Source organism: Parvularcula maris (genome assembly GCF_024505085.1).
Classification (GTDB): Bacteria; Pseudomonadota; Alphaproteobacteria; order Caulobacterales; family Parvularculaceae; genus Parvularcula; species Parvularcula maris.
On sequence record NZ_JANIBC010000006.1, the window covers coordinates 88432 to 101710 of the forward strand.

At 67.0% G+C, this 13279-nt stretch carries 10 protein-coding genes; 5 read left to right on the forward strand and 5 right to left on the reverse strand.

Annotated features, from left to right (window positions below; genetic code table 11):
* Window positions 1-35: 35 nt before the first annotated feature.
* Entirely contained in the window at window positions 36-1064 is a 1029-nt protein-coding gene (locus NOG11_RS09420; protein ID WP_256619538.1) for a site-specific DNA-methyltransferase, read from the forward strand.
* 193 nt (window positions 1065-1257) lie between these two features.
* Here NOG11_RS09420 and NOG11_RS09425 read toward each other — a convergent pair whose 3' ends face one another.
* Window positions 1258-2295, reverse strand: coding sequence for an A/G-specific adenine glycosylase (locus NOG11_RS09425; protein WP_256619506.1), 1038 nt, complete (start codon window positions 2293-2295; stop codon window positions 1258-1260).
* Between the two features lie 9 nt (window positions 2296-2304).
* Here NOG11_RS09425 and NOG11_RS09430 point away from each other — a divergent pair, with 9 nt between their 5' ends.
* From NOG11_RS09430 to NOG11_RS09440, 3 genes are all read left to right on the forward strand, one after another.
* Window positions 2305-2793, forward strand: a complete 489-nt coding sequence (locus NOG11_RS09430) for a DciA family protein (RefSeq protein ID WP_256619507.1) — start codon at window positions 2305-2307, stop codon at window positions 2791-2793.
* 99 nt (window positions 2794-2892) lie between these two features.
* A complete protein-coding gene (locus NOG11_RS09435) occupies window positions 2893-3615 on the forward strand; it encodes a DsbA family protein (protein WP_256619508.1) in 723 nt (240 codons plus the stop codon).
* A 296-nt stretch (window positions 3616-3911) separates the two neighbouring features.
* Window positions 3912-7343 carry a chromosome segregation SMC family protein gene (locus NOG11_RS09440; protein ID WP_256619509.1) on the forward strand — a complete coding sequence of 1144 codons (3432 nt, stop codon included), beginning with the start codon at window positions 3912-3914 and terminating at the stop codon, window positions 7341-7343.
* Window positions 7344-7418: 75 nt separating this feature from the next.
* On the opposite strand, the gene NOG11_RS09445 is transcribed toward NOG11_RS09440, so the two are convergent.
* From NOG11_RS09445 to sppA, 4 genes are all read right to left on the reverse strand, one after another.
* Window positions 7419-8612, reverse strand: coding sequence for a CCA tRNA nucleotidyltransferase (locus tag NOG11_RS09445; protein ID WP_256619510.1), 1194 nt, complete (start codon window positions 8610-8612; stop codon window positions 7419-7421).
* The gene (locus tag NOG11_RS09450; RefSeq protein WP_256619511.1) at window positions 8599-9240 is read right to left on the reverse strand and encodes an NUDIX hydrolase; all 642 of its coding nucleotides are present in this window, start codon (window positions 9238-9240) and stop codon (window positions 8599-8601) included. Before NOG11_RS09450 ends, NOG11_RS09445 begins: the two co-directional genes overlap by 14 nt.
* The gene (locus NOG11_RS09455; protein ID WP_256619512.1) at window positions 9237-9773 is read right to left on the reverse strand and encodes a DUF1285 domain-containing protein; all 537 of its coding nucleotides are present in this window, start codon (window positions 9771-9773) and stop codon (window positions 9237-9239) included. Before NOG11_RS09455 ends, NOG11_RS09450 begins: the two co-directional genes overlap by 4 nt.
* 347 nt (window positions 9774-10120) lie before the next feature.
* Window positions 10121-12058, reverse strand: a complete 1938-nt coding sequence (gene sppA, locus NOG11_RS09460) for a signal peptide peptidase SppA (RefSeq protein ID WP_256619513.1) — start codon at window positions 12056-12058, stop codon at window positions 10121-10123.
* A 191-nt stretch (window positions 12059-12249) separates the two neighbouring features.
* Between sppA and NOG11_RS09465 the strand changes: the two genes are divergently transcribed.
* Window positions 12250-13224 (forward strand): AAA family ATPase, encoded by a 975-nt coding sequence (locus NOG11_RS09465; protein ID WP_256619514.1) that lies wholly within the window; start codon window positions 12250-12252, stop codon window positions 13222-13224.
* Window positions 13225-13279: the final 55 nt, after the last annotated feature.

Genomic DNA, 13279 nt, shown 5'->3' on the forward strand with positions numbered 1-13279 from the left:
CCGACATCATCCTCAACGGTTGCTGCATCGAGGAGATGAAGAAGCTCCCCGATGAGTGCGTCGATGTGGTCTTCGCCGATCCGCCCTACAACCTTCAGCTCAAGGATGACCTGACCCGCCCCGACCAGTCCCGCGTCGACGGCGTCACCAATGACTGGGACCAGTTCGAGAGCTTCCGCGCCTATGACGAGTTCACTCGCGCTTGGCTGAGCGAGGCCCAGCGCGTTCTCAAGAAGAACGGCTCGCTCTGGGTGATCGGCTCCTACCACAATATCTTCCGTCTCGGGACGGCCGTTCAGGATCTGGGCTTTTGGATCCAGAACGATGTCGTCTGGGTTAAGAGTAATCCCATGCCGAACTTCCGCGGCACCCGCTTCACCAACGCCCATGAGACGCTGATCTGGGCGGCGAAGAGCCCCAAGGGCCGGCCCACCTTCAACTACCACTCCCTCAAGGCCGCCAATGAGGACGTGCAGATGCGCTCCGACTGGACGCTGCCGCTCTGCACGGGTGCGGAGCGCCTGAAGAAGTTGGGTGCCAAGGTACACCCGACGCAGAAGCCAGAGGCGCTTCTTCACCGCATCCTCACCGCTACCAGCGAGCCGGGTGACGTCGTCCTCGACCCCTTCTTCGGTACGGGAACCACCGGCGCCGTGGCCAAGCGCCTGGGTCGCCGCTATATCGGCATTGAGCGCGACGGCACCTATATTCAGGCCGCCGCTGAGCGCATCGCGGCAGTCAACAGACCGAAGAACGAGAAGGACCTCGCCCCCATCCCTGCCCCGCGCAAGGCGCCCCGCGTCGGGTTCGGCCAGGTGGTCGAGGCAGGCATGCTCCGTCCGGGAACCACCCTGCGCTGCGCCAAGGGCAAGCACCGTGCAAGGGTGAAGGCCGACGGCTCGCTAGCGGCCGAGCTGATCGAGGGCTCGATCCACAAGGTAGGCGCCACCTTGCAGAACGCGCCGAGCTGCAACGGCTGGACCTTCTGGCACTACGAGCGCGCCAAGGGCAGCTACGCCCCCATCGACGAGCTGCGCCAGGCGATCAGAGCACGGCCCAGTTGAGCGCCGTTTCCCGTCCTCAACGTGACGTTCCGCACCGTCATCCTGGCCGTAGCGAAGCGGAGAGCCGGGACCCATGGACTGAACCGATCAAGCTGTTGCAACGGTTCGGTCGATGGATCCCGGATAAGCCTTTGGGCTTTCCGGTGTGACGGCGGTAGCGTTCTCCGTACACGACAGTCTTGATGGTTGAAGATCAAATCCCTGAACCCAACGCTTTTACAAAAAGCGTCGGCATGGAGTTGCGAGCGCCTTCTACCGAAACAGCGCGGTAGCCAGCAGGCAGTTCACTGACCTTGCCCGTTATCACCGTAATATTCAGCTCACGGTGGGTGAGCACATGCCTCACCGCACCTGCCTCCTCGAACCCTTCGAGCCAGGAAGGCACTTCGCGTCCGTCCCAACCACCGCCGGGCAGGCCTAGCATCCCAGCGAAGAGGCCCTTGCCGGGACGGTCTTCGGCAACGATCTCCCCGCTAGGCAAGGTCACCACACCCATCACCCCCTCGACCTGCTTCCGCGTCTTCTTCGGCGGTTTGATCGGTAGCCGGACGGCATCCTCCGTCCCCGCCGAAGCGCAGAAGGGCCGTACAGGACATAAGAGACAGTCAGGCGCCTTCGGCCGACAGATGGTCGCGCCATGGTCCATGAGCGCCTGGGCATAGTCGCCGTAGCGGTCCTCCGGCATCAGCTTCTCGGCCTCGCCCGCAATCAGCTTCCGTGCTTTCGGCAGAGGTTCCGTGATCCGCCTCACCCTCGCGACGATGCGCTCGACATTGGTGTCCACCACCACGGCGCGCTGACCGAACGCGATCGAGGTGATGGCCGCTGCCGTATACGCACCGATGCCAGGTAGCTTGCGCAGGCTGCCTTCGTCCGCCGGAAAGACGCCCCCGTGCACTTCCGCTACAGCCTTCGCACAGGCATGCAGCGACCTCGCCCGGCGGTAGTAGCCGAGCCCCGCCCAAGCCGCGAGCACTTCTTCCTCCTTAGCCGAGGCTAGCGCTTCGACGCTCGGAAAAGTCTCGATAAACGCACCAAACCGCCCCTTCACGGTGGCCACGGTGGTCTGCTGCAGCATGGTCTCGGAGATCAGCACGAGGTAGGGGTCCTGCCGCACCCCCTCACCCGGCGGAACGCGCCAGGGAAGCCGTCTCGCCGACCGGTCGTACCAGGATAAAAGGGTCTCGGCGAAGCGCTCTTCGTCCTTGCCCAGCTCACTCGCCTTCGCCATGCTGCCCTCATGCGAGAACCCGGCCCCAAGACGCAAGGCTTCAGGACGCGGCCCGCGCGAAGGGCAGCGCCCAAACTGGCGCAGTCGCTAGCCCCGCACCTTTCGCGGCTGGCGAAGGCCTCAGGCGCCATGGACCCGCGCCTCGCCGCCGAATGGGCCGAGATCGCAGGACCGGAACTCGCCAGCCTCGCCCGCCCCATCCGCATCGTGCAGCAGGGCCGCGTGCAGGCGCTGGAGCTCTCGGTGAAGAGCGGCGCAGCCGCGACCCGCTTGCGCTACGCCCAGGACGCCCTTCTCGGCCGCATCCGCCAGAAGCTGGGCCTGCCGCGGCTGAGCAAGATCACCTTCCGCGAGGGCGCCGACGCTAGCCGCTGGAACAGCCGACGCATGGCCGCTCCGAAGCCGGACACCCAGGCGCCGCGCGGAAAAGAAGAGCCGAAGAGCGAGAGCCTGCGCTCGGCCCTCGACGCGATGCAGAAGGCGCTGGTCGACAAGTAGGGCGGAACGCGAAGCTCCCCGCGGCACGCACACGCGCATCGCGGCTCAATCCGCCCTACCCTCTAGCGCCGGGCGCTACGGCGTTTTAGGAGGGGTTCCATGACGAACAACGACACGCTCCGCCTCGCCCTTCTGGCCGCCGCCTCCAGCCTTCTCGTTGCCTGCGGCGGCGGTGACGCGGCGGAGGAAGAAGCCGAAACCCCTGAAGTCGCCGAAGAGACGGCGGCGGCGGAGACCGAACCCGCCGAGCCGGACAGCATCCCCGCCCCCGAAGGTTCGCTGGCCGCCGGGCCGATGATCATCGGCGCCGAGGACGCGCCGTTGACGATCATCGAGTACGCCTCGGTCACCTGCCCCGGCTGCCGTCTGTTTCACCAGCGGGTCTACCCCACGGTGAAGGAGCAGTTCATCGACACCGGCAAGGTCCGCTTCGAGTACCGCGAGCTGCCCACTTCGCCGCAGCGCCTCGCCGTGGCCGGCTTCATCGTCGCCCGCTGCGCCGCTACGGAAGGCGGCCCGGAGGCCTATATGGGCGTTGTCGACGCGCTCTATCAGCGCCAGAACGACTGGGTCCGCGGCCCCAACCCCGCGCAGGAGTTCAACAACATCGCCGCTCAGGTCGGCCTGTCCGGCAAGGCCTTCGAGGACTGCTTCAAGCGCGAGGACATCCGCGAAGCCATCGCCGAGTCCGTGGAGGAAGCAGGCGAGGACGGCGCCACCGGCACCCCCTCCTTCTTCATCGACGGTCGCACCTTCTCCATGCCAAGCGACCCCGAAGCCGCCGCCGAAGCCCTTCAGGCCGAAGTCGACAAGCGTAGCTAAGATTCCTCCCCCTCAGCCTACCGGCAGCTCCCCCTCGGGGAGGGGGAGCGACATAGAAGGCAGCGTTGGTTCTGCTTCCCTCCCCTACGAAGTGGGGGAGGTGCCCGAAGGGCGAAGGGGGCTCTTTCCTCACCCTTAACCTCAGCGAATCGGTCGAAGCTCAGTCTCCATCTGTAGGGGATGGGCTTCGGGTCCGCCGCCCAGCTTGCCAAGTGGTAAGCTGCCGGCTCACTTCTCCCGTCGGCAGCCATGGTGTAGATTCTCGCAAGGGCATCTCACCGAAACTGGGGTAGGTCATGCGTTTCGAACGACTGCGTCTTTGCGGATTCAAATCCTTCGTCGAGCCGGTCGAGATCGACATCCGCCCCGGCCTGACCGGCGTGGTCGGCCCCAATGGCTGCGGCAAATCGAACCTGGTCGAGGGCCTGCGCTGGCTGATGGGCGCGAACTCGGCGAAGGCGATGCGCGCCTCCGGCATGGACGAGGTGATCTTCGCCGGCACCGCGCAGGGCCGACCGGCACGGTCCTGGGCCGAGGTGACGCTGGAGATCGACAACTCCTCCCGTAGAGCCCCCGCCCAGTTCAACGATGCCGACCAGCTCACCGTCACCCGCCGGGTGGTGCGCCGGGCTGACGGCTCGGTCTCGCAGTACTCGATCAACGGCAAGGAAGTCCGCGCGAGGGACGTGCAGATGCTGTTCGCGGACGCCTCCACCGGCTCGACCTCCCCCGCGCTCGTCCGTCAGGGCCAGATCGCCGAGCTGATCGCCGCCAAGCCCACCGAGCGCCGCCGCTTCCTCGAGGAGGCGGCCGGCGTCACAGGCCTCGCCGCCCGCCGCCACGAGGCGCAGCTTCGCCTCAACGCCGCCGCCGACAATCTCGAGCGCCTCGACGATGTGATCGGCGAGCTCGACGTGCAGTCCGAGCAGCTCGCCCGCCAGGCCCGCAAGGCGCAGAAATACCGTGCCCTGACCGATGAGATCAAGACCGCCTCCCGCGGCCTCGCCATCGCCAAAGTGCGCGACAGCTACAAGGCGCATGAGGCGCTCGACGCACAGGTGTCCGAACGCCGCGGCGCCGTGGCCGACGCGGTGGAGGACGCCGCCCGCAAGGACCGTCTGGCCACGGAGGGGCACGATGCCCTCGAAGGGCTGCGCACGGCGGAGCGCGACAGCTCCCTCGCCATGACCAAGGCGGAAGCGGCGCTCAGGGCCTACGAAACCAACGCCGCCATGCACAAGCGCGCCGCCGAGGAGCGCGAGCGCTCGCTCGATCGTCTGTCAGCGGATGAGAAGCGCGAGGCCGAGCTGATTGCCGAGGCCGACGGCACCATCACCGCCGCCGAAGGCAAGGTGCAGCACCTCAAAAGCCTCATCAGCGAGGAGGGCAACACCCGCCAGACCCTCGAAGATGCCGCCCGCGCTGCCGATGAAGCGGCGCAGAAGGCGGAGACGGCCTTCGAAGATGCCCAGCGTCAGAGCGCCGAGCAGGCTGCGGAGGCCAAGGCGGCGAGGCAGACCCGCGCCGCCGCCGAGCAGCGGGTTGAGACCCTCAAGCAGGAGCGCAGCCGCCTCTCCGAGAAACGCGCGGGACTGCCCCAGATCGACCAGGGCGCCATGGACCTTGCCCAGGAGCAGGCCGACACCGCCCGCCAGCTTCATTCGGAGGCGGAGGAGCTGGTCTCCGTTAGGACCAAGGAGGTCGAGGCCGCACGCCTGGCGGCCGATGCGGCGGGTGATGCCTTCCGCGAGGCCAAGGAGGCGGCGAGCCTCCTCGCGAACGAGCGCAAGGTCCTCACCCCCCTCATCCCCAAGACCGTCCTGGCCGAGGATGGTCAGCGCACGGCCCTCACGGCTCTCGAAACCCCCGAAGACCTGCGCGGCGCCGTCGCCGCCGCCCTGGGCGACGCGCTCCACGCCGCTCTGGGTACGGAGGGCAGCCACGCTTGGACAGGCCAGCACGCGGGTGATCTTCCTGCTCTCCCCGAGGGTACCGAAGCGCTTGGCGATAAGGTTGGCGCTCCTGCCGAGCTTTCCGCCCGCTTCTCTCAGATCGGCCTCGTGAACGATCAGCCCACCGCGCTACAGCTAGCGGCGCTGCGTCCCGGCCAGACCCTTCTCAACCGCCGCGGCCAGCTCTGGCGCTGGGACGGCTATCGCCGCCTGGGCGCTGAGGCGCAGCATCTCGAAGAGCTGCTCGCCGCAACGTCCCGCCTTCGAGACCTGACCCGCGAAGAGGAAGCCGTTCAGGGCCGCCTCGCCCAGGCGCAGCTCGACGCCGAGACGGCGCGTCGCCAGCACGAAGAGGCCAAGAGCCAGCTCGATCAGGCCCGCTCCGCCGTCTCCGAGTCGGTGCGTGCGGAGCGTCTAGCCGAGCAGCATCTCACCCGCCTCACCCGCGATAGCGACGCCTCCCGTCTGCGCCGCGAGAGCCTCGACGAACAGCTCGAAGCCAACGCCGCCAACCTCAAGGCCGCCGAGGCGCAGCTTGCCCGCACCGCCGAGATCGCCCTCGCTCCTCCCGCGGACGAGACCATCCTTGCCAAAGCCCGCGAGACCCGCGATGAGGCTCGGCGCAAAGCTGGCAGAGCCAGGGGCCAGGCGGCCGAGCACCGCCGCCTCTCCACCGAGCGCCGCGACCACCTCCGCCGCGAAGAGGCCACCGCCAAGGCCTGGCGCGACCGCCGCAGCGCCGCCGCCGCACGGATCGATCAGCTCAAGGAGCAGCGCCTCGTCCTGGAGGATGAGATCGCCAACCAGCCCGCCCCCCAGGAGGACCGCGCCAAGGAGGAGAGCCTAGAGCTCGCCGTCTTCGAGGCGACCTCGAAATGGGAGAAGATCCGCGACGAGCTGACCGAGCGGCAGAAAGGCCAGACCGAAGCCGACCGCCTGCGCCGCGAGGCCGAGGCCCGTGCCTCCGCCGCGCGCGAAGCCCTGGCAGAGCTGAGCGCCGAACTCAAAGCCGCCAAGGCCAAGCTCGACGAGGTACTCGAAGAGGCCGAAGTCAGCGCTGAGAACATCGGTGCCCTGATGGTGGCCACCGGCGAGAAGCTGTCCGTACAGGAAGCCACCCGCCGCCTCGATAAGCTGGAGCGCGAGCGCGAGCGCCTCGGCGCGGTCAACCTCCTTGCCGCCGATGAGGCCGTGCAGGTGGGCGAGCGTCTGGAGACCCTGCGCTCGGAGCGTGAGGACTGCGAGGCCGCCTCCACCCAGCTTCGCACCGCCGTCAACGCCATCAACCGCGAGGGGCGCCAGCGGCTTCTTGCCGCCTTCGAGACGGTCAACGGCCATTTCCGCGAGCTCTTCACCACGCTCTTCCGCGGGGGCCAGGCCGAGCTCAAATTCGTGGACAGTGACGATCCGCTCACGGCGGGTCTTGAGATCTTCGCCTGCCCGCCCGGCAAGAAACTGCAGTCCCTCTCGCTGATGTCCGGCGGGGAGCAGGCGCTGACGGCCACCGCCCTCATCTTCGCCGCTTTCCGCACCAACCCGGCGCCCATCTGCGTGCTGGACGAGGTCGACGCGCCCTTGGACGACGCCAATGTAGAGCGCTTCTGCGACCTTCTCGAGATCATGGCGCAGAGTTCGACCACCCGCTTCATGGTGGTCACCCACCACCCCCTCACCATGTCCCGCATGGACCGGCTCTTCGGCGTCACCATGATGGAGCAGGGCGTCAGCCGCCTGTTCTCCATCGACCTGGAAGCGGCACGAAGGCTTGCCGCTTAGGGTGGTGCCGGGTTAGTTCGTAGGCGAAAAGTCAGCGTGCACCGGCTAACTGGCGTGCTTCATCGACAAACGCGACTACGCCGTCACCTGCCGGAGCAGACTTTCGCAGGCCGCTTCTTCGGTAGGGAGCCCGGCTTCGATCCACGCCGCCTCGAACATCTTCAGGGTGCGGCCCAGTTCAGCCCCCGGCTTCAGACCGAGGGCGAGGAGGTCCTTTCCGCCGTAGGGAAGGACCGGCACCTCATCGCTGCGGACCTGATCGAGTATCGCCTGGGTCGCCTTACCGTCCGCCATGGTCAGCCTCACCCCGCCCTCCGAAGCGTCACGTCCGAAGCGGTAGAGAAGCTCTCTCACCCCCTGCCCTTCCTGCAGGGCATCCCTTGCCGCACCGATCCCGTCATAGGTATCGAGAAAGGCCGTGGACGGTTTGAAGGCCTCCTTCAGAAGCACTCTCTCCCTACCCGGCCACAGCGCTGCCGCGCCTAGAGGAGGTGTCATCGCTCCGTCCTGTCCGTGTACGGCATCGAATAGGGGTAGGTTGGCAGCGCCGGGCAGCAGCTTCTCCAACACTCCCGCCGCCTCCGCTGCCCTAAAGGCCTCGGGAGCACGCCCGGCGGCGAAAGTCCGGGACAGCTCCGACCAGATCCGCTCATTGGAAAGGATCGAGAGCAGCCCTGCGCGCTCGGCGATCGCCTTCAGCCCCTCCTGGTCGAAGGCATGGGCGAAGCGGGCGGAGAAGCGGAAGAAACGCAAGATGCGCAGCGCGTCCTCTTCGATCCGCGTGCCAGCATCGCCGATGAAGCGCACCCTTCCCCGCTCGAGATCGGGCAGTCCCCCGGCTGGATCATGCAGGGTTCCATCAGGGGACAGATAGAGGGCGTTGATGGTGAAGTCCCGCCTGCGCCAGTCCTCGTCCCAGTCGCGGGTGAAGCGCACCTCGGCGTGGCGGCCGTCGGTCTCTTCGTCCGCGCGCAGGGTCGTGCACTCGGCCACCATGCCGCCTTCTACAGCCGTCAGTGTACCGTGGTCCTCTCCAGTGGCGATCCAGCGGATACCGGCCTTATCGAACAGCGCCTTCATCTCGACCGGCGTGCGGTCGCAGGCGATGTCGATGTCAATGGCGTCCGAGGTCAGCGGGTCCTGGCCGAGCAGGCTGTCCCGCACGCAGCCGCCGACGAAGCGCGCTTCGCCGCCCGCTTGAAGCGCCGCCGTGATGCGCTGCAGGCGCGGCTCGCTGGTCCAGCGAAAGGCTTCTTCAGGCGACCTCATCCATGCACTCCGCCATGGTCCGCAGAATACCGGCCGTCAGCCCCCAGATGTTCCAATGCCGCCCCGCCGTATCGAGGCTCGGCACGGCGTACATCTGGTAGGTGACCTCCTTGAACTGACGGTTCTCGGTGACATGCCCGGAGAGGTCGAGGAGCGAGGCTAGCGGCACTTCGAAAACGTCGGCCACCTCCCGCGGGTCGGCCACGACATCCGCATCGCCCCTCACCGCCGCGAGGACCGGGGTGACGACATAGCCGAGCCCGCCGTGATGGGGGCCGTAGCTCCCCAGGACGCGCACGGCGGAGGGGGAGAGGCCCACCTCCTCCTCCGCCTCGCGGATGGCGGTGCCCACGAAGCCGTCATCGCCTTCGGACGGCATCCCGCCGGGAAGCGCGATCTGCCCTGCATGGGAGGGCATGGTCGGCGCGCGCAGGGTGAGGATCACGGTAGGCTCGTCGCTCATCCGCACGCCGATCAGAACGGCTGCTGGCCTCGGCTTCGAGGGCGGCTTGTTCAGGATAGGCGTATGCGGAAGGCCTGGGTTCAGCTCACGGAACAGGAACCGCTCGCGGCTCGCATCCTTCGTTCGCAGGCTGGCTTCGAGCTGCGCCAGCAGGGCGCTGCTCATCGTGCCTCCTCGATGGGAAGCGTGAAGGTGGCGCCGCCGCTGCGCACCACCAGTGCCCCGTCCTCCTCGGGCAGCATGTCGAGGAAGCGGTAGTAGACGGCGCGGTCGAGGCGCGCGTCCAGTTTTCCGCGCACGCGAATATAGGGCGCCCTGGACGGCGATTCGGGCACGTCGCGAAGCTCGATGGGGTGGTCCGGTCCGATCACAACCATGTCACCCACATTGGTGCGAAAGCGGTAGCCCTCCTCCGTCTCATCCATATCCACCGCCAGGAACGGCACGTCCTCCACGGTGATGGCGATCTTCTCCACCGGGGTGACCAGCACGTAGCCGTCGTCATCGCGGCGCAGGACACGGGAGAACAGCCGGACCAGTGCCGGACGGCTGATCCTCGTCCCCTCGTGCCACCAGCTTCCGTCCGACCTAATGACCAAATCCATCTCGCCGCAGTGCTGCGGGCGCCAGTTCTCCACCGGCAGGGGGGCGTCGTCCGGTTGGTCGCTGAGGGAGGCGGCAAGGCGGGAAAGATCCATGCCCCCAGACATGAAAGAGCCCCGCGGACCGGTCAAGGACAGGCGGGGTTCGGAAATGCAGGAGTGGAAACATGGCTCGTGAGCTAAGCCTGTCGCACCCACCTCTCCCTCCGGGAGAGGTCGAAGGCTGCTTCAGCAGGCTTCGGGTGAGGGACTTTGTAGCTCGAACCTGTATGCAGCTCGCCCTCACTCGACATCGAAGATGTCGATCTCTCCCGAAGGGAGAGATGAGGCAGCATCAGCCCCGTAACCTTGTGGTCGCCCTTCGAGGTGGCTTCGCTTGCGGGGCTCCTGATTGGTACAATTTCAGCGGCGGAGCACTTGAAGATGCTCCGCCGCTGCGTTGTTTACGGCGCGCCGCAGTCCAGGCAGCGAACATAGAGGCCGTTCGGATCGTCGAAGCTGGCGTTCAGCTTCAGCTCCCGGTCGATGATCGCGGCGGCCTTGCCTAGGGTCGTCCGGTCGAAACCGGCGGTGCGGGCAGCGAAGAGCTTGTCCTCTTCGATCAGACCCCGAGCCTGCGCCTCGCCGGTCAGGCTCTCGAGGAACTGCTCGAACTTGGTCTTCTCCTTGGTGACGCCGCCGACATCGTAGTCCTCGAGCTCGGCCAGGGCCGCAGCTTCCGCGATGGCATCCTGAAGACCGCCCAGCTTGTCGACCAGGCCGATCGTGGCGGCGGTCTCGCCGATCCAGACGCGGCCCTCGGCGATCTCGCTGACCTGTTCGGTGGTCAGGCCACGGCCTTCCGAGACCACGCCGAGAAACTCGTCATAGCCGTTCTCGATGCTCGCCTGGAGCAGCATCTTGAACTCCTCGGGCAGCTCGTTGAGCGGCATCCCGGAGAGGGCCGAGAGGTTGGTGGTGCCGACACCGTCCACGAAGACGCCGTACTTGTTGGCGAGCTTCTCGAAGGTCGGCAGGTAGGCGAAGATGCCGATCGAGCCGGTGATCGTCGTCGGTTGGGCGTAGATCACATCGGCCGGGGCCGCGATCCAGTAGCCGCCGGAGGCCGCGAGCGAGCTCATGGAGACGACCACGGGCTTGCCCGCTTCCTTCAGCGCCAGGATCTCATCGCGCATGATCTCCGAGGCGAAGGCCGAGCCGCCGGGGCTGTCGACGCGGAAGACCACGGCCTTCACGTCCTCGTCCTCGCGGGCCTCCTTCAGGCGCTGGGCGATGTAGCTGCCCGAGGCGACGCCAGGCTCCTGGGCGCCGTCGATGATGGTGCCCTCGACGGTGATGACGGCGATGTTGCCGATCTCGGGACGGTCCTCGACCGCGGGCACCGCCACCTTGTACTTGCGCAGAGCCACCGTGTTCGGCTCGCCCTCGTCATCGAAGCCGACGATGTCGCCGATGAAGTCTTTCTGACCCTGGCGGGTCATCAACTGGTCGACATAGCCCGCCGCGACGACCGCCTCGGCGGTGCTGCCGCCGGCGGCCAGGGTGCGTGCGGCCTGCTGGTTGGCGAAGGCCGCGGTGCTGCCGCTCTGAAGGCCGCGGTTCTCGTCGACGCGGCTCGTGAAGTGGTCCCACATCACGGCCAGCCGCTCGACATTGGCGAGCTCGGCTTCGGGGGACATGTCGTCGCGCAGCACCGGCTCGAGCGCCGATTTGAAGGTGCCGACGCGGAACACGTTCACCGTCACGTCGAGCTTCTCGAGCAGCGAGGCGTAGTAGGTGCGGAACGCGCCGAAGCCGGAAAAGATCATCGAGCCCTGGTCGTGCATCAGCACCGTGCTGGCCTCGGAGTTGATGAGGTACTGGTTCTGGCCGTAGAAATCGCCGACCGCCACGACCTCCTTGCCGCTCTCGCGGAAGTCCTCGACCGCATCGGCCAGGATCATCGCCTTGGAGAGGTAGGCGTCGGGGACGATCAGGCCGCCGAGATCGAGCACCATGGCGCTGATCCGCTCATCGCCCTTGGCGTGCTCGATGACGCGAATCAGCTCGTGCACGCTGACCTGGCCGGGTCCGCCGCCGCCGAAGGCCTCGTTGAGGGCCTGCTGGAACTGGTCCACCTCGGGCGCGGTCTCTGCCAGGACGCCCTTGGGGTTGAAGAGAAGCGCGGAGCCCTCCTCGATCTTGAGGGACGGCCCCTCCTCGTTCTTGCCCGCCATCTGCTGGTTGATGCTGCCCAGCACCGTCACCAGCAGCGCGAACACCACGATGAAGAGGAACGCCTGCAGCAGGAGGGCGCCGCCGACGACCACTTTGCCCAGGCTCTTGAAGAACTGCCACACGGTAAGTCGCGGACGATCCTGCCCGCCGATGAACTCTGTCAAAGAAGCCTCCCAAGCCTCGAATGGACGTACCCTAGAGCGAAAACCCTAACGCCTTTATCGATAAATAATCAATCGCTACCGAAGAAAAAGGCCTGACGTCGGGTTACGATGGTTTGCCGAATGGCCATTTGCCTTCAGGTAACGCAGCGCCCTACGCGGGGTAGGGCAAGGGCTGGAAAGGGTTTTCGACCATGGACGTAGCGCAGCACGACCTCCTGGCGCGTTTCGACGCGCTCTCCGTTCGGTTGGAGAAGACCCGCGAGGCCCTCGGCCAGGTCGTCTTCGGACAGGAGCGGGTGATCGAGGAGGTGCTGATCACGCTTCTCTGCGGCGGCCATGGCCTTCTGGTCGGCACGCCCGGCCTCGCCAAGACGCGCCTGGTCAGCGCGGTCGGTACGGTGCTCGGCCTAGAGAACAAGCGCGTGCAGTTCACCCCCGACCTCATGCCCTCGGACATTCTGGGCTCCGAGGTCCTGGACGAATCGGACGGGCGCCGCAGCTTCCGCTTTATCGAGGGACCGGTCTTCTGCCAGCTCCTCATGGCCGACGAGATCAACCGCGCCAGCCCCCGGACCCAGTCGGCCCTTCTGGAGGCCATGCAGGAGCGCCAGGTCACCATCGCCGGTGAGGTCCGCAAGCTGCCTGCCCCCTTCCACGTCCTCGCCACCCAGAACCCCATCGAGCAGGAGGGCACCTACCCCCTGCCCGAGGCGCAGCTCGACAGGTTTCTCCTGCAGATCAACGTCGATCAGCCCTCCGTAGAGGCGGAGCGGCAGATGCTGCGCGCCACCACCTTCACCTCGAACCGGCAGGCCGATCTCATCTTGGGTTCCGACGAACTGGTCGAGGCACAGGAGCTCGTCCGCGCCATGCCGGTTGGCGACACGCTGATCGATTCGGTGCTGAAGCTCGTGCGCACGGCCCGGCAGGGCGGCGCCCTCGCCCAGCACCTGCGTTGGGGTCCGGGGCCGCGCGCCAGCCAGGCCTTCTCGTTGGCGCTGAGGGCCAGGGCGCTCCTGCGCGGTGCCCCCTCGCCCGAGACCGAGGACCTGGTCGAGCTGGCCAAGCCGGTCCTGCGCCACCGTATGGCTCTCAATTACACTGCCCGCGCCGAGGGCCACGGCATCGACACGCTGATCGAGCGGATGCTGGAAGAGGCGCTTTAGTGGCGCTGCGCGCCGCCCCCTCAGCCTGCCGGCAGCTCCCCCACCTATGGGGGAG

Coding starts and splice junctions, on each gene's coding strand:
- NOG11_RS09420 (WP_256619538.1), top strand. CDS start 36: ATGAAGAAGCTCCCCGATGAGTGCGTCGATGTGGTCTTCGCCGATCCG.
- NOG11_RS09425 (WP_256619506.1), bottom strand. CDS start 2,295: ATGGCGAAGGCGAGTGAGCTGGGCAAGGACGAAGAGCGCTTCGCCGAG.
- NOG11_RS09430 (WP_256619507.1), top strand. CDS start 2,305: ATGCGAGAACCCGGCCCCAAGACGCAAGGCTTCAGGACGCGGCCCGCG.
- NOG11_RS09435 (WP_256619508.1), top strand. CDS start 2,893: ATGACGAACAACGACACGCTCCGCCTCGCCCTTCTGGCCGCCGCCTCC.
- NOG11_RS09440 (WP_256619509.1), top strand. CDS start 3,912: ATGCGTTTCGAACGACTGCGTCTTTGCGGATTCAAATCCTTCGTCGAG.
- NOG11_RS09445 (WP_256619510.1), bottom strand. CDS start 8,612: ATGAGGTCGCCTGAAGAAGCCTTTCGCTGGACCAGCGAGCCGCGCCTG.
- NOG11_RS09450 (WP_256619511.1), bottom strand. CDS start 9,240: ATGAGCAGCGCCCTGCTGGCGCAGCTCGAAGCCAGCCTGCGAACGAAG.
- NOG11_RS09455 (WP_256619512.1), bottom strand. CDS start 9,773: ATGGATCTTTCCCGCCTTGCCGCCTCCCTCAGCGACCAACCGGACGAC.
- NOG11_RS09465 (WP_256619514.1), top strand. CDS start 12,250: ATGGACGTAGCGCAGCACGACCTCCTGGCGCGTTTCGACGCGCTCTCC.